Source organism: Rhizobium sp. Root491, from assembly GCF_001427205.1.
Classification (GTDB): Bacteria; Pseudomonadota; Alphaproteobacteria; order Rhizobiales; family Rhizobiaceae; genus Agrobacterium; species Agrobacterium tumefaciens.
In genome coordinates this window covers 1,145,185-1,170,679 of record NZ_LMFF01000001.1, presented here as the reverse complement: position 1 = coordinate 1,170,679, position 25,495 = coordinate 1,145,185, and the positions used below count along the sequence as shown (strand labels likewise).

General features: G+C 59.3%; 28 protein-coding genes. 5 read left to right on the top strand and 23 right to left on the bottom strand.

What is annotated here, in order from left to right; genetic code table 11:
- Positions 1-41 precede the first annotated feature (41 nt).
- Positions 42-1,043, bottom strand: coding sequence for an aldo/keto reductase (locus tag ASD46_RS05805; RefSeq protein ID WP_025592182.1), 1,002 nt, complete (start codon positions 1,041-1,043; stop codon positions 42-44).
- Positions 1,044-1,159: 116 nt separating this feature from the next.
- On the opposite strand from ASD46_RS05805, the gene ASD46_RS05800 reads away from it, so the two are divergent.
- The gene (locus tag ASD46_RS05800; RefSeq protein WP_025592183.1) at positions 1,160-2,050 is read left to right on the top strand and encodes a LysR family transcriptional regulator; all 891 of its coding nucleotides are present in this window, start codon (positions 1,160-1,162) and stop codon (positions 2,048-2,050) included.
- On the opposite strand, the gene ASD46_RS05795 is transcribed toward ASD46_RS05800, so the two are convergent.
- From ASD46_RS05795 to ASD46_RS05780, 4 genes are all read right to left on the bottom strand, one after another.
- Entirely contained in the window at positions 2,051-2,494 is a 444-nt protein-coding gene (locus tag ASD46_RS05795) for a GNAT family N-acetyltransferase (protein ID WP_025592185.1), read from the bottom strand.
- Position 2,495: 1 nt separating this feature from the next.
- Positions 2,496-3,446: an aldo/keto reductase gene (locus ASD46_RS05790; protein ID WP_025592187.1), complete on the bottom strand. Its 951-nt coding sequence runs from the start codon at positions 3,444-3,446 to the stop codon at positions 2,496-2,498.
- A gap of 111 nt (positions 3,447-3,557) precedes the next feature.
- Complete coding sequence (locus ASD46_RS05785; protein ID WP_060641870.1) at positions 3,558-4,541, bottom strand: GlxA family transcriptional regulator; 984 nt, start codon at positions 4,539-4,541, stop codon at positions 3,558-3,560.
- Positions 4,541-5,101, bottom strand: a complete 561-nt coding sequence (locus tag ASD46_RS05780; protein ID WP_025592191.1) for an isochorismatase family protein — start codon at positions 5,099-5,101, stop codon at positions 4,541-4,543. The genes ASD46_RS05785 and ASD46_RS05780 overlap by 1 nt, the downstream gene beginning before the upstream one ends.
- A gap of 180 nt (positions 5,102-5,281) precedes the next feature.
- On the opposite strand from ASD46_RS05780, the gene ASD46_RS05775 reads away from it, so the two are divergent.
- Positions 5,282-6,265, top strand: coding sequence for a Gfo/Idh/MocA family protein (locus tag ASD46_RS05775; protein ID WP_003514640.1), 984 nt, complete (start codon positions 5,282-5,284; stop codon positions 6,263-6,265).
- On the opposite strand, the gene ASD46_RS05770 is transcribed toward ASD46_RS05775, so the two are convergent.
- Positions 6,262-6,633, bottom strand: coding sequence for a hypothetical protein (locus ASD46_RS05770; RefSeq protein WP_025592193.1), 372 nt, complete (start codon positions 6,631-6,633; stop codon positions 6,262-6,264). The genes ASD46_RS05775 and ASD46_RS05770 overlap by 4 nt on opposite strands.
- An 11-nt stretch (positions 6,634-6,644) precedes the next feature.
- On the bottom strand, positions 6,645-6,887 hold the full coding sequence (locus tag ASD46_RS05765; RefSeq protein WP_003514644.1) for a hypothetical protein: 243 nt from the start codon (positions 6,885-6,887) through the stop codon (positions 6,645-6,647).
- A 190-nt stretch (positions 6,888-7,077) separates the two neighbouring features.
- On the opposite strand from ASD46_RS05765, the gene xseA reads away from it, so the two are divergent.
- Entirely contained in the window at positions 7,078-8,682 is a 1,605-nt protein-coding gene (xseA, locus tag ASD46_RS05760; protein ID WP_025592194.1) for an exodeoxyribonuclease VII large subunit, read from the top strand.
- Here xseA and ASD46_RS05755 read toward each other — a convergent pair whose 3' ends face one another.
- The 3 genes from ASD46_RS05755 to ASD46_RS05745 form a co-directional block, all read right to left on the bottom strand.
- A complete protein-coding gene (locus tag ASD46_RS05755) occupies positions 8,683-9,885 on the bottom strand; it encodes a mandelate racemase/muconate lactonizing enzyme family protein (RefSeq protein WP_035197709.1) in 1,203 nt (400 codons plus the stop codon). It lies immediately after the preceding gene.
- 54 nt (positions 9,886-9,939) lie between these two features.
- Positions 9,940-10,647, bottom strand: coding sequence for a FadR/GntR family transcriptional regulator (locus ASD46_RS05750; protein ID WP_025592198.1), 708 nt, complete (start codon positions 10,645-10,647; stop codon positions 9,940-9,942).
- A 114-nt stretch (positions 10,648-10,761) separates the two neighbouring features.
- A complete protein-coding gene (locus tag ASD46_RS05745) occupies positions 10,762-11,262 on the bottom strand; it encodes a MarR family winged helix-turn-helix transcriptional regulator (RefSeq protein ID WP_025592200.1) in 501 nt (166 codons plus the stop codon).
- 81 nt (positions 11,263-11,343) lie between these two features.
- On the opposite strand from ASD46_RS05745, the gene ASD46_RS05740 reads away from it, so the two are divergent.
- On the top strand, positions 11,344-12,210 hold the full coding sequence (locus ASD46_RS05740) for an EamA family transporter (protein WP_025592201.1): 867 nt from the start codon (positions 11,344-11,346) through the stop codon (positions 12,208-12,210).
- A 1-nt stretch (position 12,211) separates the two neighbouring features.
- On the opposite strand, the gene ASD46_RS05735 is transcribed toward ASD46_RS05740, so the two are convergent.
- The 3 genes from ASD46_RS05735 to ASD46_RS05725 form a co-directional block, all read right to left on the bottom strand.
- The gene (locus ASD46_RS05735) at positions 12,212-13,450 is read right to left on the bottom strand and encodes an aminopeptidase (protein ID WP_003514657.1); all 1,239 of its coding nucleotides are present in this window, start codon (positions 13,448-13,450) and stop codon (positions 12,212-12,214) included.
- An 87-nt stretch (positions 13,451-13,537) separates the two neighbouring features.
- On the bottom strand, positions 13,538-14,014 hold the full coding sequence (gene ybaK, locus ASD46_RS05730; RefSeq protein WP_025592203.1) for a Cys-tRNA(Pro) deacylase: 477 nt from the start codon (positions 14,012-14,014) through the stop codon (positions 13,538-13,540).
- Between the two features lie 12 nt (positions 14,015-14,026).
- Entirely contained in the window at positions 14,027-14,374 is a 348-nt protein-coding gene (locus tag ASD46_RS05725; RefSeq protein WP_025592205.1) for an ArsC family reductase, read from the bottom strand.
- A 211-nt stretch (positions 14,375-14,585) separates the two neighbouring features.
- Here ASD46_RS05725 and ASD46_RS27430 point away from each other — a divergent pair, with 211 nt between their 5' ends.
- A complete protein-coding gene (locus ASD46_RS27430; RefSeq protein ID WP_003503889.1) occupies positions 14,586-14,753 on the top strand; it encodes a hypothetical protein in 168 nt (55 codons plus the stop codon).
- 60 nt (positions 14,754-14,813) lie between these two features.
- On the opposite strand, the gene ASD46_RS05720 is transcribed toward ASD46_RS27430, so the two are convergent.
- The 10 genes from ASD46_RS05720 to ASD46_RS05675 all read right to left on the bottom strand — a co-directional run bounded on the left by ASD46_RS05720 (position 14,814) and on the right by ASD46_RS05675 (position 25,480).
- Positions 14,814-15,530: a 2'-5' RNA ligase family protein gene (locus tag ASD46_RS05720; RefSeq protein ID WP_035197711.1), complete on the bottom strand. Its 717-nt coding sequence runs from the start codon at positions 15,528-15,530 to the stop codon at positions 14,814-14,816.
- 104 nt (positions 15,531-15,634) lie between these two features.
- Positions 15,635-17,212 (bottom strand): glutamine-hydrolyzing GMP synthase, encoded by a 1,578-nt coding sequence (guaA, locus tag ASD46_RS05715; RefSeq protein ID WP_003514664.1) that lies wholly within the window; start codon positions 17,210-17,212, stop codon positions 15,635-15,637.
- Between the two features lie 82 nt (positions 17,213-17,294).
- Positions 17,295-17,933 carry a 5'-methylthioadenosine/S-adenosylhomocysteine nucleosidase gene (locus ASD46_RS05710; protein ID WP_013635336.1) on the bottom strand — a complete coding sequence of 213 codons (639 nt, stop codon included), beginning with the start codon at positions 17,931-17,933 and terminating at the stop codon, positions 17,295-17,297.
- Positions 17,930-18,379: a PaaI family thioesterase gene (locus tag ASD46_RS05705; RefSeq protein WP_025592209.1), complete on the bottom strand. Its 450-nt coding sequence runs from the start codon at positions 18,377-18,379 to the stop codon at positions 17,930-17,932. Before ASD46_RS05705 ends, ASD46_RS05710 begins: the two co-directional genes overlap by 4 nt.
- An 80-nt stretch (positions 18,380-18,459) precedes the next feature.
- Entirely contained in the window at positions 18,460-18,912 is a 453-nt protein-coding gene (locus ASD46_RS05700) for a TspO/MBR family protein (RefSeq protein WP_013635337.1), read from the bottom strand.
- Between the two features lie 51 nt (positions 18,913-18,963).
- Positions 18,964-20,058, bottom strand: a complete 1,095-nt coding sequence (locus tag ASD46_RS05695) for a DUF1513 domain-containing protein (protein ID WP_025592211.1) — start codon at positions 20,056-20,058, stop codon at positions 18,964-18,966.
- Between the two features lie 4 nt (positions 20,059-20,062).
- Positions 20,063-21,184 (bottom strand): imelysin family protein, encoded by a 1,122-nt coding sequence (locus tag ASD46_RS05690; protein ID WP_025592212.1) that lies wholly within the window; start codon positions 21,182-21,184, stop codon positions 20,063-20,065.
- Positions 21,184-22,716, bottom strand: a complete 1,533-nt coding sequence (locus tag ASD46_RS05685) for a di-heme oxidoredictase family protein (protein ID WP_035197714.1) — start codon at positions 22,714-22,716, stop codon at positions 21,184-21,186. The genes ASD46_RS05690 and ASD46_RS05685 overlap by 1 nt, the downstream gene beginning before the upstream one ends.
- A 41-nt stretch (positions 22,717-22,757) precedes the next feature.
- Positions 22,758-24,035: an imelysin family protein gene (locus ASD46_RS05680; RefSeq protein ID WP_025592217.1), complete on the bottom strand. Its 1,278-nt coding sequence runs from the start codon at positions 24,033-24,035 to the stop codon at positions 22,758-22,760.
- Between the two features lie 155 nt (positions 24,036-24,190).
- Positions 24,191-25,480: an RsmB/NOP family class I SAM-dependent RNA methyltransferase gene (locus tag ASD46_RS05675; RefSeq protein ID WP_025592218.1), complete on the bottom strand. Its 1,290-nt coding sequence runs from the start codon at positions 25,478-25,480 to the stop codon at positions 24,191-24,193.
- Between the last annotated feature and the right edge of the window lie 15 nt (positions 25,481-25,495).

Here is a 25,495-nt window from a genome sequence, read left to right as displayed (position 1 = left end):
GAATTGAAAAAGCCGAGGCAGTCGCCTCGGCTTTTTTGTTTTTAGCGGTTCGCCATCTGGGACATACGCTCGGGATATCGTTGGCCGGCAACCTTTGCTGGAGAAAGCAACGCGCCAAGGCTGGCGACTTCTTCTGCCGTCAGCGATACATCCGCTGCCGCCACGTTTTTCTCAAGATTGGCGATTTTTGTCGTACCGGGGATCGGAACGATAAAGTCACCCTGCGCCAGAACCCAGGCCAGCGCCAGTTGCCCGGCGGTAACACCCTTTTCGGCAGCCATATCTTCCAGAAGCTTGATGAGCGCCAGATTGGCATCGAAGTTTTCACTTTGGAAGCGCGGCAGGCCGCGGCGGAAATCGTCGGATGCAAGTCCGTCGAGCGACTTCAGCGCGCCCGTCAGGGCACCACGCCCGAGCGGGCTGAAGGGGACGAAACCGATGCCAAGTTCGCGGCAGGTTTCCAGCACGCCGTTTTCCTCCACATCGCGGGTCCATAACGAATATTCGCTCTGTATGGCAGCGATCGGGTGAGTGGAATGCGCCTTGCGAAGTGTTTCGGCACTCGCTTCTGAAAGGCCTAGATGTTTCACCTTGCCTTGCCGGACCAGTTCCGCCATGGCGCCGACCGTATCTTCGATTGGGACATCCGGATCGACGCGATGCTGATAGAACAAGTCGATGGTGTCGACGCCTAGGCGTTTGAGAGAGGCTTCGGCGACGGCGCGCACATTTTCCGGGCGGCTGTCGGTGCCCACCATCATCTGGCCTGCGGGTTTGCTGGCGTCGATTTTGAAACCGAACTTGGTAGCTATGACCACCTTGTCGCGATAGGGCTTCAAACCCTTGCCGACGAGGATTTCGTTGTTGTAGGGCCCATAGACCTCTGCCGTGTCAAAAAAAGTGACACCGAGTTCGACGGCGCGGTGCAGCGTCGCTATTGCACTATTTTCGTCGCCGGTCGGGCTATAGGCATGGGTCATGCCCATGCAGCCGAGGCCAAGCGCCGAAACGGAAAGGTTGTTTCCGAGAGTTCTTTTTTTCATCTGTTCGTCCTTCCATGAGGAACCGCCCGTTGTCAGGGCGTGGTGAGAAGATAGCGCCCTAAGACGGCAAAAATAATCGCTGCAAATCGTTGCGGGTTGTTCTATTATTTAGAACAATGAACCGTGTGCAACTCTCTCAACTCGCTGTCCTCGCTGCCGTTGCCGAAGGCCGCAGCTTTCGTAAAGCTGCCGCCGAACTTGCCATTGCGCCTTCCGCCGTCAGCCATGCAGTATCGTCGCTCGAAGCGAGCCTTGGCCTGCGCCTGCTGCATCGTACCACCCGCAGCGTTTCGCCGACAGAGGAGGGCAGGCGGCTTCTCGAGACGCTTGGGCCGGCCCTTGCTGAAATTGATGCTGTCATCGATACGCTTGCCGAGCATGGCGGAAGGCCGGCCGGACCGTTGCGGATAACCCTGCCAAGACTTGCGGCGGAGGACCTGATCATGCCCCGGCTTGGCGAGTTCCTGCGGCTATATCCAGATATCTCGCTGGAGATTTCGACCGATGACCGCTTCGAGGATATTGTCGCGAAAGGTTTCGATGCCGGCCTGCGGCTCGGCGAGAATCTTGAAGCGGATATGATTGCCGTGAAGGCGAGCGGCCCATGGCGTGGCGCGATTGTCGGCGCGCCCACCTATTTCGAAGAAAATCTGCCGCCCCGTGAGCCGAGGGATTTGATGCGGCATCGCTGTATTCTCCGTCGCTTCTCCAGTGGTCTGCTCTACCGCTGGGAGCTGGAAAAGGACGGCAGACCTTTGGTGGTCGATGTGCAGGGGCCGCTCATCCTGTCGGACCAGAGCCTTATTCGCCGGGCGGCGATTGACGGCGCGGGTCTGGCTTTCGTTTTTGAACAGCGCGTAGAAGACGACATCAAGGAAGGCAGGCTGGTCCGGGTGCTGGAGGACTGGTGCGCGCCCTTTGATGGTTTTTATATCTATTACCCCTCGCGCCGGCAGATGCGCCCGGCGCTAAGGGCTTTCGTGGATTTCTTCCGCTTCAGAGGGTGATCAGAACTTGATGCGATAGCGGATATGGCCGTCGCTTTTGACGTAGCTGTCGTAAAGCTTCTGGGCACGGTGATTGTGCTCGTCCGTGTTCCAGTAAAGCCGGGACCAGCCCTTTTCCTTGCATATGGCAATGAGGTCATCCATCAGCGCCCGGCCTGTTCCCTTGCCACGGATCGCACCGTCAACGAACAGGTCTTCCAGATAGCAGTCGGGCGTTTTCACCCAGGTGGAATCATGGAAGTGATGGATGGCGAAACCGGCCATCCTGTCGCCCAGAAGAGCCGCGCGCATGGAAACGCGTGATGCCGGATCGACGATACGCGCCCATGTATGGTCCGTAACTTCCTCGGCAAGGTGTACGTTATAGAAGGCGAGATAGTCGTTCCACAGGCGCAGCCATTCTGCCCGGTCTTCCGGCTCCGCGTCGCGAATTACAAGATCCATGTCACGCGCCCGCCTTGTCGAGCAGCGTCATCATCTCATCCGTCAGCTTGAGATTGACGGCGCGTTTGAAGCTTTCGAGTTGCGACAGGCTGGTGGCGCTGGCAATCGGTGCCGTCACGGCCTTCTTCCGCAATAGCCACGCCAGCGCGATATCGGCAAGCCTGGCTCCGGTTTCCACGGCAACCGCATCCATGGCGCCCAGAACGGCAAGGCCACGGGCGTTGACATATTCACCCACCCGGTAGCTGCGGGCGACGCCTTCGGTATCCGCCTTGGCGCGATATTTCCCGGTGAGGAACCCGGCCGCGAGGCTATAATAATTGATGACGCCAATTTCCTGGGCGACGCAAAGATCGGCAAGCGGGCCTTCGAAATCCGCACGGTTGTAGAGATTATATTCCGGCTGCAGCACATCGTAACGGGGCAGATCGTTCTTCGCGGCCGTGTCCAGCGCCTCCTGAAGCTGGCTCACCGAATAGTTGGAGCAGCCGATGGCGCGTATCTTTCCCTGTTCCTTCAGCTTTGCAAAGGCTGCAAGCGTTTCCTCCAGCGGCACATCCGCGTCCGGCTTATGGGCGAGGTAGAGATCGATATAGTCGGTTTGCAGCCGCTTCAGCGAGGCGTCGACAGCCTCCGCGATCCATTTGGCGCTGAGGCCTGTCTTCTGACCGCGATTGTCGAAACCGACCTTGGTAACGATCACCGCGTCCTCACGCTTGACACTCGACTGTTTCAGCCATTTTCCGATGATGGCTTCCGACTCGCCGCCCTCATGCCCGTCCACCCAGGCGGAATAGACGTCTGCCGTGTCGATGGCGTTGAACCCGGCGTCGAAAAATGCATCGAGCAGGGCAAAGGAAGTCTTCTCGTCCGCTGTCCAGCCGAACACGTTGCCGCCGAAGACGATCGGGGCGATGGAGAGGCCGGTGCGGCCAAGGCTTCGTTTTTCCACGGGGAATGCTCCTGTTGCTGTCTTTGGCGGCAAGGTTATCAACTGCTTGCCGGCATAACCATTCAATTCCTTTGATGGCATTCATCAGGCAACGGGCAAAAGCGGGTGAGATCAGGCCTGAAAGCCGCGATAATGGCTGGGCGGGAGGTGATTGTGCTGTTGCCACACGCGCCGCAAATGCCGGGCGGAGGCAAAGCCCGCCCGCTCCGCGATTGTCTCCATATCCAGACGGCTGTTTGCAAGGATGTCGCGGGCGAGATTGACCCGCATCAGGTTGACGTAGTCGATGACGCTGATGCCGGTATGCTCGCGAAACAGGCGGGACAGGTGCCTCTCGCTGAGTGCGGCAATATCGGCCAGCCGTTCCAGCGACCAGTCCTGAGCCGGTTCAGTCATCACCCGGTCCTGCACCCGGTGAATGGCGGGGTGAATGTGGTTGCGGCCGGTGAGCCAGGGGGAGATTTGCGGATCATTGCCGCTGCGCCTGAGATAAACGACCATGTTTTTGGCAATGCGCGCCGCGACCGCAGGCGATGTCAGTCGGGAAACGACATGCAGCATGAGGTCGGTGCCGGTGGAAATACCGGCGCTGGAGAAGCGGTTGCCATCCTCCACGAAAAGACGGTTTTCGGCCACCTGCGACAGCGGTGCGGTGCGGCGCAGCGCTTCGACGCAATCCGCATGTGTCGTACAGCTCCGCCCGTCGAAAAGTCCTGCTTCGCCCGCCAGCAGTGCGCCGGAGCAAATGGAAATGAGTGTGGTGTCCGCGCGCACTGCGCGGCGCAACCATGCCACCAGCGCCTGCCGCTCCCGTCGCATCTCCGGCGCGTTGTCGAATCGGGAGATGCTGCCGGAAATCAGCAGGAAGGCATTGTCCGGCAGGCTCTCGGGCAAGGCCTCCAGCCCGCAAAGCCCAAGGCCGATGGAGGATTGCTGCTGGTCATGTTCCGCGATGTAACGGCAGTCGAAATGGACGTCCCGCTGTTCCGCGTTGGCATAACGGATCACCTCCAGCGGGCCGGCAATATCGAGCAACAGCGCGTGTGGCGGCACAAGCGTATAAAAGGGAATGGTCCGCGTGCCGCCATTGTCCATCAGGCGGCCTTTCGTACCGTTTCGAGAACGTCGCCGACGGTTGCGATGCGCGCAAAGCGACCGGCCAGCACCAGCTCGGTTCGGGTGCGAATATCATCAGGGCTGAACACGGTGCCCGAGGCGTGCGTCATTGGAAAGGTCAGCGTCGCCTCGGTGACGTAATCGACTGTGTAACCGAGGTCCGATGCATGCCGTGTGGTCGTTTCGCAGCACTGTTCGGTGCGGATGCCGGATACGATCAGCCGGTTGATACCCTTTTGCGTCAGCCAGATATCGAGGCCGGTGCCGGCGAAAGCAGAGTGGCGGTTCTTGCGAAAGGTGACGTCAGGGGTAATGCGCACACCTTCCAGCGCGCGAATATAGCCGCTCTCTTCTGCAAAGGCCCGGTCGCCATCGACATGAAAGATTTGCACGACGGGAATGCCCGACGCCTTGGCGCCGTCGATCAGTGCCTGCTGTTTTTCCAGATAGGCGGGAAGTTCGCTTTCCTCGAAATAGGGGGTGTGCCGGAAGGATTCCTGAACGTCGATGACAAGGAGTGCTGTGTGAGAAGAGGACATTTCATGATTCTCCATTGGGTTCATGCATAGCATAATTCACCTTTGAAAGGCTGGATAAAAGCATGGAAACCGACAAAGGAAGGACGAATCCGGCCATAGCGTTTGCAGTTACGTTTCGTGCGACTTGCCAGGCGTCGCGACAATGGTAAGTTTCCCGGAATTACAGAGTGGGAGAATGAGATGCTGCGCTTCGGAATAATTTCAACGGCGAAAATCGCTCAGGATCACGTCATTCCGGCGATACAGGATGCGCGGAACTGTGTGGTCAGCGCCATCGCCAGCCGCGATCATGCCAAGGCGCGCGCGGTTGCAGATCGTTTTTCCGTCCCGCATGCCTTCGGCTCCTATGAGGAAATGCTTGCGTCCGATGTCATCGATGCCGTCTATATTCCGCTTCCCACCTCGCAACATGTGGAATGGACCATAAAAGCTGCCAATGCCGGCAAACACGTGCTGTGTGAAAAGCCGATCGCACTCAAGGCTGAAGAGATCGACGCCATCATCGCGGCGCGGGATGACAATGGCGTTGTCGTGTCGGAGGCTTTCATGGTCACCTATTCTCCTGTTTGGGCCAAGGTGAAGGAATTGCTGGCATCAGGTGCAATCGGAACGCTGAAGCATGTGCAGGGCGCTTTCAGCTACTTCAACCGCGATCCCGGCAATATGCGCAATATTCCCGAACTGGGCGGCGGGGCCTTGCCGGATATCGGCGTCTACCCGACCATCGTCACCCGTTTTGCCACGGGTGCCGAGCCGAAGCGCGTACAGGCGAGCGTCGAGCGTGATAAGGAATTCGGCACCGATATCTATTCCAGCGTCAGGGCCGATTTCGGCGGCTTCGAACTGAGCTTTTATCTCGCAACCCAGCTTGCCGCCCGCCAGCTGATGGTTTTCCACGGCACGGACGGGTACATCGAGATCAAGTCTCCCTTCAATGCAAATCGCTGGGGTGCGGAGGAAATCGAGTTGACCAACCAGGGCCATAACCAGTCGCAAGTCTTCCGGTTTCAGGATAGTCGCCAGTACAAGCTGGAGGCGGAGGCCTTTGCCCGCGCGGTGAAAGGTGAGGGCGAGGTCGTCACCCTGGAAAGCTCGAGGAAGAACCAGCTTTTCATCGATGCCATCTATCGTGCGGCGGAAAAGGACGGTTGGGAGACGGTTTAATCCTGATCCGCACGCTGCTTTTGAAGCCGCCTATAGCCGTAAAGCGCCAGCACCAGTGCCGCGAGTGCGGAAAAGGCGAGCGGGACCAGCGGCTGCACCAGTGGATTGCGCCATTGCAGCAGGGCGAACATCCCGACGCCAACCATGCGGGAGATAAGCGTAACGGCGTTCAACAGAAAGCCGTTCAGCTCATTGGGGTCATCGCCATTCGAATGGTTTAGCCTCCAACTCGTCGCAAGCCCTGCCAAAGCGCCCGGAAGACGGGCGGCAAGCGGGTCGATGCCGATATAAAAAATCAGCAGAAAAGAGATGGAAAGGTCTACAGCCAGTCCGTAAACCTCGGTCAGGGCGAAGTGGCGAAGCCGCAAGGCCGTGTGCTTTAAAGCGTCGGCTGGGTGGAGCGCGGACGTTGCAGCACGAGAAGGCCGATGACCACACTCACAACGCCGAAATTATAACCGGCAAGCGCTAGGAGCAGCGACATCAGCGGCACGGCGGTTGCAGAAATCGCCATCGCGACACCATAGGCGCCGATAACCATCAAGCAGATGAAAATGATGCTGAATACCGAACGCAACGCAACTGCGGTTACGCCGAGCAATGTGGCGGTAAGAAAAATCATGAATGCCGCCTCCTCTTTGGTTGCCGGGTCTGGGATAAGACGTAGCGTCCTCTTCCCTAACGAACCCTTGTTTTCTCCTCCCTCACCCATTTTCCTAACTCGTTAGTTGAGGATATGGTTTCACCGCCGTTAAAATAGACCCGGCCAGTACCGGCATTTCCGAATCGACGGGTTTTGGTTACAAACGGGCATGAGCGATATTTTCTCCAATGCCGCATTGAGCAATCTTGCCGAGTTCTCGGTTTCCGAACTGTCGGGTTCCATCAAGCGAACGGTGGAGACGGCTTTCGATCAGGTGAGGGTGCGCGGCGAGATTTCCGGCTACCGGGGTCCGCATTCTTCGGGTCACGCCTATTTCTCCCTGAAGGACGATCGCGCCCGCATCGATGCGGTTATCTGGAAGGGTACTTTCTCGCGGCTGAAGTTCCGCCCGGAAGAGGGCATGGAGGTCATCGCCACCGGCAAGGTCACCACCTTTCCCGGCTCCTCGAAATATCAGATCGTCATAGAAAGCCTGGAGCCGGCCGGCGCGGGCGCGCTGATGGCTTTGCTGGAGGACCGCCGCCGGCGTCTGGCGGCGGAGGGGCTGTTCGATGCGGAACGCAAACGCCGCCTGCCTTTCATGCCGCGTGTCATCGGCGTTGTCACATCGCCCACGGGCGCAGTCATTCGCGATATCCTCCACCGCATTTCGGATCGTTTTCCGGTCCATGTCGTCGTCTGGCCGGTCAAGGTGCAGGGGGAAGGTTCGGGTGAGGAAGTGGCGAACGCCATTCGCGGTTTCAATGCGCTTCAGCCCGGCGGTGAGATTGCACGCCCCGACGTGCTGATCGTCGCCCGTGGTGGCGGCAGTCTGGAAGATCTCTGGAGCTTCAACGACGAAATCGTCGTGCGCGCCGCTGCCGAGAGCGAAATCCCGCTGATTTCCGCTGTGGGGCATGAGACGGATACGACCCTGATCGACTACGCCGCCGACGTGCGCGCACCGACACCGACGGGTGCCGCCGAAATGGCTGTGCCGGTGCGTGCGGAACTGGAGGCGCAGCTCTCCGGCCTTGCAGCGCGCCTTTCCGGCTCGGTATCACGCCAAATGGACAATCGCCGACAGGGCGTGCGTGCTCTGGTGCGTGCGCTGCCATCGCTTGACCAGCTTCTGGCTCTGCCGCGCCGTCGTTTCGACGAGGCCGCAAGCGGTTTGGGTCGCGGGCTTGAAATGACGACGCTGAACAAGCGCCGCGCGTTCGAACGCTCTGCTTCGGGTCTGAGGCCGGAAATCCTGCTGAATGGCCTGCGGCAGCATCGCCAGCGTGTTACGGAACGCATGCAGAGGGCCGAGGCGCTTGTGGAGCGCCGCCTGTTGCAGGCGCAGTCGAGAATTTCCTCGACCGATTCCGCGCTGCGTTCGCTGCCCGCCCGCTTGCTCGGCCAGTTGGAGCGGCAGAAGGAACGGGTCGTCACCGCAACGCGACGTGCCGATACCGCCGTGCTTCACCGCATGGCGCAGAACCGCTCGGGCCTTGCTGCCCATGACCGCATCCTGCAGTCGCTGTCCTACAAGAATGTGTTGAACCGCGGTTATGCTGTCATCCGCGACGAGGAGAACCGGCCCCTGACCCGGGCTGCTGCCATCGCGTCCGGCGCTGTGGTGTCGATGGAGTTCGCCGACGGTCGCGTGGCCGCCCTGACGACAGGCGAGGCTACTCCATCATCTGACGTTCCCACGCCTGCCGCTCCCAAAAAGAAGCCGGTGAAACCGGCCTCTTCCGACCCGGGAAATCAGGGCAGTCTGTTCTGATCAGATCGATGCTGCATCTGAAAAACGACGGCTGACGGTGAAGGTCTTTTCAATATCGGGATGCAGCTCCATGCCAAGGCCGGCACCCGGCGGCACGGTGATCATGCCGTTTTTAACTTCCGGCAATGCGGTAACGAGATCGCGGTACCAGGTTTTGTAGAAGGCGCGCACGCTTTCCTGAACCAGCGCATTCGGTGTGTTGAGAGACAGATGCGTGGAGGCGCAGAGTACCACCGGGCCGGTGCAATCATGCGGCGCAACGGGCAGATGCCAGGCTTCGGCCATGGAAGCGATCTTGCGCGCTTCGGAAAGTCCACCACACCAGCTGATGTCAAGCATCACCACGCCGGCAGCGCCAGTTTCCAGAAGATCTCGGAAAGCCCAGCGCGAGCCGAGCGTCTCCGATGCGGAAATCGGCGCGGGTGAAACGGCGGCATAACGCGTCAGGCTGGAAAGGCTGTCCATCTTGATCGGATCTTCGTGCCAGAAGGTCTGGTAAGGGGTGAGCGCCTTGGCGATCTGCATGGCGGGCAGAAGTTGCCACATGGAGTGAAACTCCACCATAATATCCATCTTGTCGCCGACTGCCTTGCGAATTTTCTCGAACGGCTCGAGCGCGCTTTTCAGGTCAGGCATCGAGATATATTGGCCGCGCGTCTTTTCCGCCGCCGCATCGAAAGGCCAGATCTTCATGGCCGTGATGCCGTCTTCCAGCAGCGAATGGGCAAGCTCGTCCGCCCGGTGCAGGAAGCCGTTCAGATCGTCATAATCCTTGCCGCCGGACAGGCCGTAATTGGCCGTCTGCTGGCCGGTCGCCTTCTTGATATATTCCGTGCCCGCGCAGGTATTGTAGGTGCGGATTTCCCTGCGGCTGAAGCCGCCAAGCAATTGCGCAATAGGCTGGTTGGTGGCCTTGCCGAAAATATCCCAAAGCGCGATATCGAAGGCCGAATTACCGCGTACTTCCGCACCCGATGAACGGAAGCCGAGATAACCGACGAGGTCCTGTGCCAGAAGGTCGATCTGCAGCGGATCGCGGCCGATCACGCGGGGTGCGATATATTCGTGCACATAGGTTTCAACCGTCTCGGCGCCGTAGAAGGTTTCACCAAGTCCGGTAATGCCCTCATCCGTGTGGACCAGGACCCAGAGCAGGTTTGCCCGTTCCGCCACGCGGACGGTTTCGAGTTTCGTAATTTTCATGAAGTGTCTCCTCCAGAGGCAGGCAGTTTTCGGTCTGGAACTGCGTTTGAAAAATCAGGCGATGCCGGCGGCCAGAAGCGCATGCACGCTTTCATCGAAATGCCGCGCCATAAGTGTCGAGGCCGTTTGCGGGTCGCCCGCGGCAATGGCCTGTCCGATGGCGATATGAAGTTCAGTCGCGGCATGACGCTGCGCGTCGGATTTGCGGCTCTTCCAGCCGATCGGCCATGTCTGGCGCGTCACATTCTGAAAGGCGCCGAGAATGAGTTCGAAAACCGGGTTCTTGGAGGCTCTGGCAACGGCAAGGTGAAAGGCAAGGTCGTGTTCCATGACCCTGTCACTATAGCCAAAGTCCCGCTCCATATTGTTGGCGTGGTCGAGAATGGTGAGCGCCTCCGCATCCGTTCGCCGCAACGCCGCCAACGTCACGGTTCTGACTTCGATGGTGCGGCGCACGTCGTAAATCTGCTGGATGTTGATCTGCTCGGTGTGAATGCCATGTTCGAACATCAGCGACATCGCGCCATGATCCAGCGTCGCCACCGTGGCGCGCTTGCCGACGCTGACATCGATCAGCCGCATGGCCGACAAGGACCGGAAAGCCTCGCGAACCACGGTGCGCGAGACACCGAGCTGCTGCGAGAGCGAAAGCTCGCTGGGCAGCTTCGCTCCGGGGGCAAGTTCGTTTTCGCGAATGTGGCGCGTGATTGCGCCAATCGCGCTGCTGACGAGATCGGTTTCCTGCGAAATGGGCTTATACAATCGTTCCTCCAACCTGTAGGACAGGTTAACGGAAAATTGCTTATAGGATTTTTATCGCCGAAACAAGCGCCATCTCCTGCGCGATTGCTGGTTCCTGTCCGCTTTTTAGGGAACCTAAGCTTCAAACCCCTGTAGAAATCGCTTCACAAGCTTGTTCAGCGCCGTGCGCTCTTCTTCGCTGAGCTGTGCGACCAGCCGTTGCTGGTTCTCGACATGGGCGCTGACCGCGTCCTCGACAATGGCAAATCCCCGCTCCGTCAATGATATCAATACGCTGCGACGATCCTGCGGGTTGTGGATGCGCTCCACCAGACCCGCTTTTTCCAGCTGGTCGATCCGGTTGGTCATCGTGCCGGAGCTTACCATTGTCATGGCCAGCAGATCACCGGGCGAAAGCCGGTAGGGCGCGCCCGCGCGCCGTAATGTCGCCAGCACATCAAAAGCGGAAGAGGAGAGGCCGTGTTTCAGCAGCACCGCCTCCACCTCGCGACCGAGATGCGTGGTTAGCCGTTTCAAGCGCCCAAGCAGCCCCATTGGCTCGACATCGAGATCGGGCCTCTCCTTGCGCCATTGCGCCAGAATGTGATCGACGTGATCAATCGGTTCTTTGTTCATCACCAAGGCATAACAACTGATATCTTGACGTCAAGATAAAATTGGCTAAGTTGTATTTATCTTGATATAGAGATTCTTGAAATGAAGAAAAATACGACATATGCCGCCGATGTGCTGGTGACGGCACTTGCCCCCGCCATCTGGGGAACGACCTACTTCGTCACCACCGAATTCCTGCCGCATGGATATCCATTCCATGTTGCGATGCTGCGCGCCTTGCCGGCCGGCATATTGCTGTTGCTTCTCGTCAGAAAACTACCGGAGGGCATCTGGTGGCCACGCAGCCTTATTCTAGGTGCGCTGAATTTCTCGTTTTTCTGGGCGATGCTTTTCGTTTCGGCTTACCGGCTGCCGGGTGGTGTAGCCGCGACTGTGGGTGCGATCCAACCCCTGATCGTCATCGGCCTTTCGCGGGTGTTTCTCGCCGCGCCGGTCCGGCCGCTGGCCATTGTCGCTGGTCTTCTGGGGATTGTCGGCGTCGCACTTCTGGTTTTGGCGCCGGGTGCTGCCGCGCTGGATGCCGTCGGCGTGGCTGCGGGTCTTGCAGGCGCCGTATCCATGGCCTTTGGAACCGTGCTCACCCGCAAATGGCGACCGCCGGTGTCGAACCTCACCTTTACGGCCTGGCAATTGACGGCTGGAGGCATTCTGCTTCTGCCGATCGCATATTTCCTGGAACCGGCCCTGCCTGCACCTACCGCGGCCAATATTCTCGGCATGGCCTATCTCGGCATTATTGGTGCCGCCTTGACCTATTTTCTGTGGTTCCGCGGTCTCGCCCGCATCGAACCCTCGGCTGCAGCCTCGCTCGGTTTCCTAAGCCCCGTCGTTGCGACCCTGCTCGGCTGGCTGGCGCTCGGCCAAAGCCTCACGCCAGCGCAAATCGTCGGCTTCGTTGCAGTGCTTTTCAGCATCTGGCTCAGTCAGCGGAGCCAGCTGCCGAAATAGCTCAGGCCCATTCGCCCTTGCGCATCACCGGAACTGTGGAGCCATCCGGCTTCACGCCATCGATATCCACCTTATCGGAACCGATCATCCAGTCGATGTGGATCAGGCTGGAATTGCCGCCTTGCGCCTTGATCTGATCCTGCGACAACGAAGCACCATCAACGAAGCATTTCGAATAGCATTGGCCGAGCGCAATGTGGCAGGAGGCGTTTTCGTCGAACAGCGTGTTGTAGAACAGGATGCCACTTGCCGAAATCGGCGAGGAATGCGGCACCAGTGCCACTTCACCCAGACGCCGCGCACCCTCGTCGGTATCGAGCACCTTGTTCAGCACGGCTTCGCCCTTCGAAGCCTTGGCTTCCACGATGCGGCCGCCTTCGAACTTCACCTGGATATCGTCGATCAGCGTTCCCTGATGTGAAAGCGGCTTGGTGCTGGACACGTAACCATCCACCCGCAGCGCATGCGGTGTGGTGAACACTTCTTCCGTCGGAATGTTCGGGTTGCAGGTGACACCGTTCTTGGCGGTTGAGGCCCCCCCATGCCATTCGTGGCCGTCCGCCAGGCCGATTTTCACGTCCGTGCCGGGACCGGTGAAATGCAGCGACGAGAAACGTTCACCGTTCAGCCATGCCGAACGCTTGGCGAGATTGGCGTTATGCTCCGCCCATGCCGCGACCGGATCGGCGAGATCTACCCGCGAAGCGGCGAAGATGGCGTCCGCGAGCTTGCGAACCGCTTCGTCTTCCGTCACACCGGGAAAGACCTGTTTTGCCCAGGACGGGTTTGGATAGGAGATGATGTTCCAGTTGATATCGAAGTTGGAAATCTTCTCAAGCGCCGGCTTATAGGCCGTGGAATTGGCCTTGTTGGCGCGCGCCACCTTGGCGGGATCCTGTTCGGCCAGCAGCATGGGGTTGTCGCCGGCAATCGCAAGCCGCGCCGCGCCATTGGCATAGGCCTTGGCCATGCCGTCATAGAGCCAGCCGGAAGCCCGGTCGAAATTGGCGTCGCTGGCGTGGCGGTAGCGGGAAAGCGTGGTTTCCTCGTCGGAGTAGAAGGTGGTGACCAGCCCGCCGCCGGCAAGATAGGCGTGTTTGGTCAAAAACCGCACCAGCGGCAACGCGGCCAGCGGAGCGGTGATCACCAGATCCTGATCCTTCTGCAATTGCAGGCCGACCTTGACGGCGACTTCAGCCAGTTTCTCGAGTTTGACGGGATCGATGGGGGAAACAGTCATGATCTGCCTTCGTATATTTCAATCGGAGGCGCCGACCATAGCCCATTCGCTTCGAAAGCCAAATGCTTTCAAAGCTGTGTCGAGACGTCAATCGGCCACCAAAGGTGCGACAACGGCTTTCAGCGCCGCCTGCGCGTCGCCGGGGGAAAGCCTTACCTGCAAACCGCGCTGGCCACCATTCATGTAGACATAGGAATGGGTCATGGCCCCAGTCTCTATGGCGGTCGGAACCTGTTTTTTCTGTCCAAAAGGGCTGATGCCGCCCACATGATAACCGGTTGCCCGCTCCGCATCGGCGGGCTTCATCATGCTGGCAGATTTCCCCCCGAAGGCGGCGGCGAGCTTCTTCATGCTCACTTCCCGGTCGGACGGGACGACGACGCAGACCGGCTTGCCATCCAGCTCGGCCATCAGTGTTTTCAGAACCAGATGTGGCGGTTCGCCGATAGCTTCGGCCGCCTGCAGGCCGATCCGGTCGGCATTCGGGTCGTAGTCATAGGTAACTGTGGTGAAGTTCACATCGGCCTTGGTCAGCATCTGGGTAGCGCGGGTTGTCTTGGACATGGTGGCCTGCGCTCACGCAAAGAGGGACTGATAGGTTTCCGGCTTGAAGCCGACGGTTATCGTCTCCTTTGCCTCCAGCACCGGTCGCTTGATCATGGAGGGCTGCTCCAGCATCAGGCCAATGGCCTTTTCGCGGGTAAGATCGGCTTTCTGGCTATCGTCCAGTTTTTTGAAGGTAGTGCCGGCCCGGTTCAGAACCGTTTCCCAGCCCGCGGCATCGCACCATGTTTCGAGATGGGCCTGGTCGATGCCAGCCGTCTTGTAGTCATGGAAAGAATAGTCGACACCGTTGGCCTCCAGCCAGCTTCTGGCCTTTTTCATCGTGTCGCAGTTCTTGATGCCGTAAATGGTGACCGTCATGTTGCCTGCCTCTTTGTCTTGAACTTCCGGCATAACAAATAATGCGCCGTATTCAACCCGCAGCCTGAAGCACGGAATTCTAGCCATGCAAAAATGCAGTGTCTGACATCCAAACGAGCGCGAGCAAAGCTGCATGGCTTCCCTGCTACATCATGAGTTGTAGCAGAGGCCAAAAATGCCCATTATCTGGGCATCAAAGATGGAGAGAAAAATGCGTCAGGTTGCAAAGACATCGCGTAACTTCTTTGGCGAAACTTTCGCCGTTCTCGGTGCCGCACTTTCGGTTTCGGCCGCTGTTCGCGCGCATCGCAAGCCGGCCCGCGCCGACCTCGAAGCGCTTGGCATCGACGGCAAGGCTTTCGACAAGGTTCAGCTCTAAGCTGATTATCGTTTGCAGCGAGGCGACATCGCCTCGCTCGTGCGTATATGTTGGCGGGCCTTAGCGTTCCGCCTGCTTTCGGTTCGGCCGTTTTCTCGGACCGATCAGTTTATCCGGTAAATGCAGCTGGCTTTCGAGCGGCTCATAACGATCTGCTTTTGCGGAAAGTGCGAAGCGTCCAAGGGACTCATGTCGCGTTTCGCCATTATGGCTGAAAACAAGCTCGAAATTACCCGCAAGCCAGCTATAGGGTTTTCCGGCCGGCATCGGCTCTATCTTCCCGCAGCCATAAATCATCGTGATATGCGGCGTGTAAGATGGTGCCGCGATATAGGGAAGGTTTGCCTGTCGAAGCGCGCGTTGCAGCAGCTTCACCAGAGCGTTGATCTCCGGCAGATCACCACCGTTTCGCAGCACCAGACTATTGCGATTGCCGAAAAGCGCGCTTGCGTCCAGGGTGACCGGAACAGGCCGCGCGTTTACCGCACCCATTGCCGCCTTCAGCCTGCTTGTCAGTCCGTGAGGGATTGTCTCGAAACATCCCAAACACAGCAGGGTTATGTGCAGAAGCTCGGCGGGATATGCCTCGCGGGTTGTCCGACCCTTGGCATGATGCGATGCATCGATAAAAATTCTTTCCGCCAATTGCCGTGGTGGCTTCAGCAGTAGCAGGAGCTTGTTTCGAAAGCGCGGATTGATGCGCCGTATTTTCTGCGGCTCCAGCCCATCAAAACAAAGCTGCCTTAAGGCTCTTTCGTCCGCCAACTCGCACTCCATGACGATGCTCCACAGCCTTATACCAAGGCCGGAAACCTATCATTGCGCGGTGATAAAATAAAGAACAAAAGAGGAACAAAAGGCGGAATTGCTCCGCCTTCGTTTTATTCCCACTCGATCGTGCCGGGCGGCTTGCTCGTCACGTCATAGACGACACGGTTGATGCCCCGGACTTCGTTGATGATGCGGGTCGCGGCGCGGCCGAGGAAATTCATGTCGTAGGGGTAGAAATCCGCCGTCATGCCATCCACGGAGGTCACAGCGCGGAGCGCACAGACGAAGTCATAGGTGCGGTAGTCACCCATGACGCCCACGGTCTGCACCGGCAGGAGCACTGCGAAGGCCTGCCAGATGGTGTCGTAAAGACCCGCCTTGCGGATTTCGTCGAGATAGATCGCATCTGCCTTGCGCAGAATATCGAGCTTCTCGCGGGTGACCGCACCGGGGCAACGGATCGCCAGACCCGGGCCGGGGAAGGGATGGCGCCCGATGAAGCTTTCCGGCAGGCCAAGTTCACGGCCAAGCGCACGCACCTCGTCCTTGAAGAGCTCGCGCAGCGGCTCCACCAGCTGCATGTTCATGCGCTCGGGAAGGCCACCGACATTGTGGTGGCTCTTGATGGTGACGGAAGGACCGCCGGAGAAGGAAACGCTCTCGATGACGTCAGGGTAAAGCGTGCCCTGCGCGAGGAAATTCGGAGCACCCTTGCCGTCTGCTGCGATCTTGGCAGCTTCCGCCTCGAAGACCTCAATGAACAAACGGCCGATAGTCTTGCGCTTCACTTCCGGGTCGGAGACGCCAGAAAGCTGGCCCAGGAACATGTCTGCGGCATCCACATGTACCAGCGGAATATTGTAATGGTCGCGGAACATGCCGACGACCTGCTCGCTTTCGCCAAGCCGCATCAGACCGTGGTCGACGTAAACGCAGGTCAGCTGGTCACCGATCGCCTCATGGATGAGGATCGCCGCAACCGAGGAATCGACGCCGCCGGAGAGTGCGCAGAGCACGCGCCCGGTGCCGACCTGATCGCGGATCTTGCGGATCATCTCGGCGCGATAGGCTGCCATCGTCCAATCGGATTTGAGACCGACGATCTTGTGCACGAAGTTGGAGAGCAGCTTGCCGCCATCTGGCGTATGCACCACTTCCGGGTGGAACATGGTGGTGTAATAGTGGCGTGTCTCGTCGGCAGCTATGGCGAAGGGTGCGTTCTCGGAGGTTGCGATAACCTCGAAACCCTCCGGCAGTTTCGTCACGCGGTCGCCGTGGCTCATCCAGACGGGATAGCTCTTGCCCTGTTCCCAGAAACCGTCGAACAGAGGGCTTGCCTTTTTGATGTCGATATCGGCGCGCCCGAATTCCGCCGCGTGACCGCCCTCGACAACACCGCCAAGCTGGGTGCAGAGCGTCTGCTGGCCGTAGCAGATGCCGAGGATCGGAACCTTGCTGTCGAACACCGCCTGCGGCGCACGCGGGCTGCCTTCCGCCGTGACAGATGCGGGGCCGCCGGAGAAGATCACGCCCTTGGGCTGGAGCTTCTCAAACGCCTCTGCGGCATTCTGAAACGGGTGGATTTCGCAATAGACCCCGGCTTCGCGGATGCGGCGCGCAATCAGCTGCGTCACCTGGCTGCCGAAATCGATGATGAGAATGCTGTCGGGATGGGCTATCTGGGTCATGGCGAGCCTTTAAAGAAAATGGCGGCTTTAGGCAACCCGGAAGCGGGCGTCTAACAGCGGAAATTTACTAAAATCGCGAGGTTCAAAGGGTGATCGCACCATCTTCGATAGCGCGGCAAAGCCTGTCGACGGCGTCTGCGAGCTTTTCATCGATGATATGCAGATATTCCGTCCAGTCGTCCACATGGTTCACATCTTCCCTGCCGTCGGAAATACCGCGCAGGCCGATGAGCGGCACGCCGAAGCGCTGGCAGGCCCGGAGCACGGCATAGGTTTCCATTTCCACCATATCGGCATCGATCGACCCATAGGCGGCACCAGAGACGACGTTGGCGCCCGTGGAAAGCCGCGCCTCGGCAATATCGGGTATGCGCAGGGGCAAGGCCACCTCGGCCGGCAGATCGAGAAACGGCGTGCGGCCCTTTTCAAAACCGAAGGCGGAGGCATCCATGTCGCGATAGGCAACAGAAATCGCCTGATAGATGCCAGTCTGGTCGAGCGTCCGCGAGCCGGCGGAGCCGAGCGAAACGACAAGGTCAGGCAGATGGTCCGCCGCATCGAGACCGGCAAGAATTGCCGTGACCGAAATCGCTGCCTCGACCGGGCCGACGCCGGTCATCAAGGGCGCGATGCGCGCCTGCAGGTGTGGACCGTATTCGGCGGAAGCCGCCATGACGAAAAGAATGGATTTGTCTGCAACATGCAAAAGCCGGTAGCTCATCCGGAAATATCCTCGCGGCCCTTTACCACCATCATCGTGCCCGTCATGGAGGCGATCAGCTTCGCCGGCCCGTCGGAAAGGGCGTAAGCGCGGCCATCGGCAACGATCAGGTTGTTGCCCGGCTTGATGATTTCGCCACGAAACAGGAACCGCTCGCCGCGCCCGGGTGACATGAGGTTGACCTTGAACTCGATTGTCAGCAGCGAGGCTTCCGGCTCTATGATCGTATAGGCGGCATAGGTGCAGGCGGTATCCAGGCCGGCGGCAATGACACCGGCATGCAATATGCCGTGCTGCTGTGTCAGCTTTTCATGAAACGGCAGCTCGATTTCCACCAGACGGTGTTCGATGCGGCTTATCTGCGCACCGATTGCCTGCACCACACCCTGCCGCGCAAAGCTTCTTTCTATCCGCTGACGAAAATCGCCGGGATCCGTGATCTCCATTGGCTTACCTGCCTGCTTTTGTCCTCACCGCAAACTGACATGGCGTGTGGCGGCGGGCAAGGCAAGTGCCGCAGGAGCAATTAGTTCAGCACGGCGATGCTTGCATTCAGCAGCGTGGCAAAGGCGACCCAAAGGGCGTAGGGCACGAAAAGCCACATGGAGATGCGGTCGCGACTATAGGTGAGCGCAATGAAAGCCAGAATGCAGATCAGCATAGGCACGATGATGACGAGCGCGCCTGTCGGGCTTTGCATGCCGAAAAAGATTGGCGACCACAGGAAATTCAGCACCAGCTGCGTGAACCAGAGACGCATGCGCGTGCCCGCCGGTCTCACGATCCATGTTCGCGCGCCTGTAATGCCGATCATCACGTAGAGCGTTGTCCAAACCGGGCCGAATATCCAGTTGGGCGGGTTGAAGGGCGGCTTCTGAAGCGACTGGTACCATTCGCCCGGCACGTTGTTGATGCCGATGAGCGCACCCAGCGCAACAACCACAACCACGAAAATGATATACACGGACAGGTTTTTCATGACGCCTCAAATGCTTTTTGGTCTTTTTTGTTCCGGTGCATTTTCAGTATTTTAGCCTGAAATACGCACGATATGCTGGTCCCACGCCACGTCGCTGCGAATAGCCTCGAAAAATCCGTCATAGGAAGAAACCGCAATGCCCTTTATGGCGGGGGCAACGCCCGCAGCCTCCCGCACGGTCGTCTCGGATACAACACGCCCGGTTTTCGCATCCAGCGTCACGGCCGCGTTGCCATTGGGTGAGGTCAGGCCCACCAGGCCATCGCGCCGGTTGACGGCGATGGCACCGACATAATTGGCAAGGCGCACCGTCGTTTGCTCTGGTAGATCGACGAAGGCAAGGTCCTCGCCCTTCGAGAAATGGCCAACAAGCGGCGGAAGATCGTTGCGCGGTCCCTCATATTGGCAGGCGAACCAGACACGCCCGTCATCGCCGAGATCGACATGGCGGGTGGAAAGCTGTCGTAACTGATCTGGCATCGTATGTTTCTGGATCAACTGGCCGCTGGCGGCGTCCAGAAGCACGAGCGACGGCTGCATGCTGTCGACATTGAGTTTGGTTCGGCCGAAATCCGGGTGGGTCTCGATGCCGCCATTGGCGATCACGATCAGCCTGCCATCGTCGCTCACGGTCATGTCATGGGTGCCAATGCCGTGGGCGTCGTATTCACCGATGCGGGCAAATCCGTTGCGGGCATCGTAAAGCCCGATAACACCGCGATTGCCATCGAAGTCGTTTTCGCTGGCGTAGAGGACCGCACCGTCGGGAGAAAATTGTCCGTGGCCGTAGAAGTGGCGGTTTTCCGGCGTGTGCATCACGACAGGCTCGCGGCGTCGCGCGGGGTCAAAGGCCATGAAGAAGGTGCCGGGCCGGCGCGCAAAGGCCACTGTCATGCCGGTCGCATGGCTCGTTGCCATTCCGTGGGCGCGGGCTGGGAGCGCAACACGGTCGATGATCTCGCCGCGTTCGCTCACAGTCGCAATGCCGTAGGAACCGTCATGGGCGCGAAAAGCGGAAGCGAAGACAGCGTCCGCGCGTTCAAGCGCATGCAGCGAGCCGGGAGCGAGCGTCGCAAGGAACGGAATGCCCGCTGCCTTGATAAAGCTGCGCCTGTCTATGAGCGTCGGCTTTTTGCCTGATATCACCGCCTCAGTCTCCGTCGGCGAAGGAAAAGCCGGAGCTGAGACCGATTGCGCCGCCATACTGGTCGTTGAGGCGGTAGATCAGGTCTTTGCCGTTCAGCAGCAGGTAATCCACCTTGGCGCGTTGCTGGTCGTCATCAAGCGCCTTTTCCACGTTGGTATCAATCGTTCCCGCAATGCGGATCATCGATTTGGCGATGAAATCGATGGAGTTGACGATGGAGCGCTGGTCGGGTGGCACGAGTTCGACCATATCGGCCGTGTGCAGGAGGGTCTGAACGGCCTTGATGTTTGCGGCAATGCTTTTCCACGTCAGGCCGGACCGCCAGTAGATCGCCGTGCGGGGAAACTTCGCCTTGTCCGGCCCCTTGTAGAACGTCTCTATGCGCTGGTCGCGGATTGCTTCGGCGCCGTGCACGAGAATGCCAAGCAGGGCAACCAGCGCCTCACGCTCATCGCGAAAAACGGGATTATTCGCGCCGGGCTGCGTCCAGTTTTTCTGCGCTCCATCAGGTGCGTTCCAGCTGTCGGAAAGCTCCGCCGCCACATTGGCAACGTTGCCGGCAATCGCCGCGCCATAACGGCAACGGAAATCGCCCTTCTTGTCGAACAGGTCACCCGCTCCGGCGCCATAGAGCACGAATTCCAGCGCGCCGAGGCCCTGCGCTGCGACACTCTTGCCCTTCAGGCTCTCGGCGCTGGTGACGCTTTCGTCCTTTTCCGCAAGGTAACGCTGTACCTGTTTCAGGCCAAGACCCTTCTTGTCTGGGTAATAGAGCACACGTTCGAAGCGGTTGTGCTCGATCACCGGACCGACCCGAACGATCTCGATGGTTGACCAACTGGAGACCGTATCGGCAAAGGCCGCTTTGGCCGCTTCATCCGTCGTCTTGGAAGGGGCGGCGCAGAACGCCTTCATGCTGCCTTCCAGCTTCTCTGCCGATTGCCGGAAGTGGTCATAGCCGGGACGGATGAAACCGTTCACCGCTTTTTCCATCACGCCCCGGACCTGTACGGCGTCGAGCGGTGGCGGCGGCATCAGCTCCACATCCTGCGCCATTGCGGGCCGCATACCCAAAAGCAGCAGCACGGAGATGAGACCGGGTATTTTTCGCATGGCATTTTTCATCAAAGGGACTCCAGAAAAGCCAGCAAAGCCTGCCGGTCGGATTTTTGCAAGGCGGCAAAGGCATCGCGCGCTTTTTGCGCTTCGCCGCCGTGCCATAATATCGCTTCTGTCAGGCTGCGCGCCCGCCCGTCATGCAGGTAAAAGCCGTTGCCATTCACGCTTCGCGTCAGACCGATACCCCAGAGCGGCTGGGTTCGCCATTCCTGCCCGCTTGCTTCGCCCACCTGCTGGCCGTCGGCAAGCTCCTCTCCCATGTCGTGCAGCAGAAAATCCGAGTAGGGCCAGATCAGCTGGAAAGACTGCATGGGGTCGGCAGTGTCACGGCGGGTGACGAATTTCGGTGTATGGCAGGATGTGCAGCCAGATGCGTAAAAAAGCTGCTTTCCCCGCAACACGGTGGGATCACCCACATCGCGGCGCTGCGGCACTGCAAGGTTTTCGGTGTAAAAGGTCACGAGATCGAGAATGGGGTCTGGCGCCTCCACTGGCCCAAGCCGTGGCTGCACGCCGGTCGGCATGGCAAGACAGTCTTTTTGAACGTCGGTGCAATCACCATAGGCGTTTTGTGCATCCGGCGTGGAAATACCGATATCGTGGGAGAAAGCGCTAGCGCTCTGGTCGCGGACGCTGGCGTTCTGGGCTTTCCAGCCAAATCGGCCGAGCTTCACTTCGCCGGTCCGGTGATCCCGTACAAAAGCAGGGCGCCCGGAAATGCCGTCGCCATTTTTGTCATCCGGATCGGCGCCGGCCAGAATATCGGCCTCGGCAATGGCCTCGATCAGCCCAAGCCCAAGGGTTGGCATGGCAATCCGCGCCGACAAAGTCGTATCGACGCCCAGGGGGCCATAGTGCAGGCCTGCCACGGCATAGTCTGGCTTGCGAAGCATCACCACCTCGCCGTCGGCCAGCCGCACGGGCTTTTCGATATAGGTGACGACAGGTTTGCCCTCTGCAGCGAGGCCGGGAATGGCAACGTTCTGAAGCTGCCGGCCATAGGTCTCGTCGGGAAAATTCAACACCTCGTGGCGCGCAATCGCTGCCCGTTCCGCCTCGTTGCGGGCAGGCCGGGCCAGCCGCAGAAACAGGGAGACGGCATCTTCGCCGGCAAGTGGCGGTCGGCCTCTGCCGTCCTTCACATGGCAGGCCTGGCAGGATCGGGCGTTATAGAGCGGCCCCAACCCGTCTGAGGCTTGCGTGGAGGAGGGGGAAGACACCCAGAGCTTCTGGAACAGCGCATTGCCGAGCTTGAAATCCTGTTTTCTCTCAAACGGCATTGTTGCGGATGGATGCGAAAACGCGCCGCTATCGGCTTTATGGGTGCTGGTCGTTGCCCCGCCGGACATGGCCTCGAAGGGCTCCGGCATGGTAAAATCCATCGTCGGCGCGGTGACAGCCTGAACGCGGCTTTGATCTTTTTCCGTCAGGTCGTCACGAAGCGGCGCGGCAAGCACCATCGATGCCACAAGGCAGGCTGCCCCGGCGAAGAAGAACGGCTTGCGGATCCGCGGCAGCGATGACTTCATGGAAAGCATGGGAATGGCGGGCCGCAGCGATCTGCGGCCCGCATTGGCTCTTATTTGAAGACGGCGTTCGGATTATCGAGGCTGGCGGAACCTTCAAGTTCGATCTTGCCGAGATCGAGTGCCGCAATCACGCGTTCGACGGTTTTCGTCTGGTCGAGAAGGCCGTCGATGGCAGCCTGAACCACGGCGTTGCCTTCCTTGTTGCCTTCGCCGATCATCTGGTCGTAGGCCTCGACCGTCTGGGCACGCTTTTCCATGGCATGCATGGCGTCGAGCGTCTTGTTCAGCTTCGCCGTCATCTCGTCGTTCAGCGCCTTGTCCTTGGCGCCGACCAGCTCCGACAGCGAGGCGCCGGTCATCTTCGTTCCATCCACACGGGTATATTCGCCGGTATAGGCAGATGCGATGCCGATGGCGTCGTTAAGATGCGAATTATAGGTATTGTCGGAGAAGCAATCATGCTCCTCTTCCGGATCGTGCAGCAGAAGGCCGAGCTTCATGCGCTCCCCTGCCAGCTCGCCATAGGAAAGAGAGCCCATGCCGGTGAGAATGGCGGTCAGGCCGGCTTTCGGGTCGGCTTCCACTGTCTTGGTGGCTTCGCCTTCCGGCGCCCAGGCGTCCACCATTTCCTGAAGATCCTTGATCAGCAGGGTGGAGGCGGACTTCAGGTAATCGGCGCGGCGGTCGCAATTGCCGTTCGTGCAATTCTTCTTGTCGTAGTCGGTATAGGGGCGGTTGCCCGCACCCGGTCCGGTGCCGTTCAGGTCCTGGCCCCAGAGCAGGAATTCGATGGCGTGGTAACCGGTCGTCACATTGGCTTCGACATCGCCCGCCTCGTGCAGGCTTTCGATCAGTTCGGGGGTGATCTTCGAGGTATCGACATCTTCGCCGCTGATCTTGATCTTCGGATTGGCGATGATGTTTGCGACGTAAAGCTCGTTCTCGTCGCTCTCGGTGCCGTAGGAACCGTCGACATAGTCGATCAGGCCTTCATCCAGCGGCCAGGCGTTTACCTTGCCTTCCCAGGCGTCGACCACAGGGTTGCCGAACCGGTAGACTTCCGATTGCTGGTAGGGAACGCGCGCCTTGATCCACGCTTCACGTGCAGCTTTCAGCGTTCCTTCGCTCGGTGTTGCGATCAGCGCATCGATTGCCTTGTCCAGCGCCTTCGCCGTGGTCAGCGAATCCTCGTATTTCGCATGCGCGACGTCGGCGTAATGCTTGACGACAGCGGCGGCGTCGGTCGCAGCGCTGGCGGGAAGCGCGGTGAAGGTCGCGGATGCGGCCAGAAGCGCGAAAGACGCGCTGAGAATGGTTTTGCGGATCATGATCCCTCTCCTTGGGCAGGCGTGAAATAACCTCACGCTGCGGCAAGCGAGTTCTGACCCAATCGCAAACTTGTGTCAAATATTCTAGTTTAGAATGCTTTGAAACAAGCTACTCGGTGTTTTTCGAAGTAAAATCAGCGCGTGCAAAACCTGTTTCACGCTTTGCGTTTCATTACGCAGAAGAAGAAACCATCCGTATCTGTAGTTGCAGGCGTCAGCGTCACTGTCTTGCCGTCAGAGGAATGCGGTTTGTTTGCATTGCCGCCAAAAGTCGTCTGCCAGCGTTCCAGTGCCGAACCGATATAGAATTGCGGATTTTCTTCGCAGAAGCGCGTGACCTGCTGCTCGTTTTCCTCGGGCAGAACCGAGCAGGTGACATAAAGCAGCTCGCCGCCGGGGCGTACAAAACCCTTGGCCTGCGAAAGGGCCTCGCCCTGCTGCTGTACCCGTTCTTCCAGATTGCGTGTGGTCAGCCGCCATTTGGTGTCAGGCCGCCGGCGCCATGTTCCGGTGCCAGTGCAGGGGGCGTCCACCAGAACGCGATCGAATTTTTCATGAAACGGGACAAGTCCGGCTGCGCGGTCATGAACCTGCACATTGCGCGTGCCGGCTCGTTTCAGCCGCTCGATAATCGGCGCGAGCCGCTTGCGATCCGCGTCGAAGGCGTGAACCTGACCCTTGTTGTTCATGCTGGCGGCCATGGCCAGCGTCTTGCCGCCGCCACCGGCGCAATAATCGAGTATCTGTTCGCCTTCATGCGCGCCGGCAAGATCGGCAACGATCTGCGATCCCTCGTCCTGAACTTCGAACCAGCCCTTCTGGAAGGACAGTTCGGCGGTCACATTCGGCAGGCGGGAAGGGCCTTCGCCGGCGGGGATGCGGACACCCTGACGGGCGATATGCGTTGCTTCCGCACCGCTCTCTTCCAGCGCCTTCAGCACCTTGTCGCGAGTGGCCTTCAGCGTGTTGGCCCGCAGATCAAGTGTCGGGCGCTGGTTCAGCGCCTGCGCCTCGGCAAGCCAGCCCTCTCCGAACGCCGTCTCGAAGGATGCTTGAACCCATTCGGGAATGTCGCCCTGAATATGGGCTGGTGCATCGGCGAGAGAACGGGAGAGAAAGGCTTTCTGCTTTTCTTCATCAGGCGCGGCAGGGGCAAATTTGTCGCCGTCGAATTCCGCCGCAAGTTCCGAAAAGCTCTTGCCCCATTGGCGCAGCAGAACTGCATAACCAAGCGAGGCGGCGCTGTCGTCATCCATCAGCCAGGCGTGTGACAGTTTCATGCGCAGCGCGTCATAGACGATGTTGCCGATCGCGGCCCTGTCACCCGAACCTGCGAAACGATGGGCAAGTCCCCAGTCCTTCAGAGCATCGGCAACGGGACGCCTGCGTCCCTCAATATCCGCCAATACTTCGATTGCTCCGGCCAAACGCCCGCCCAAACGCATTGTCTACCTCATTTT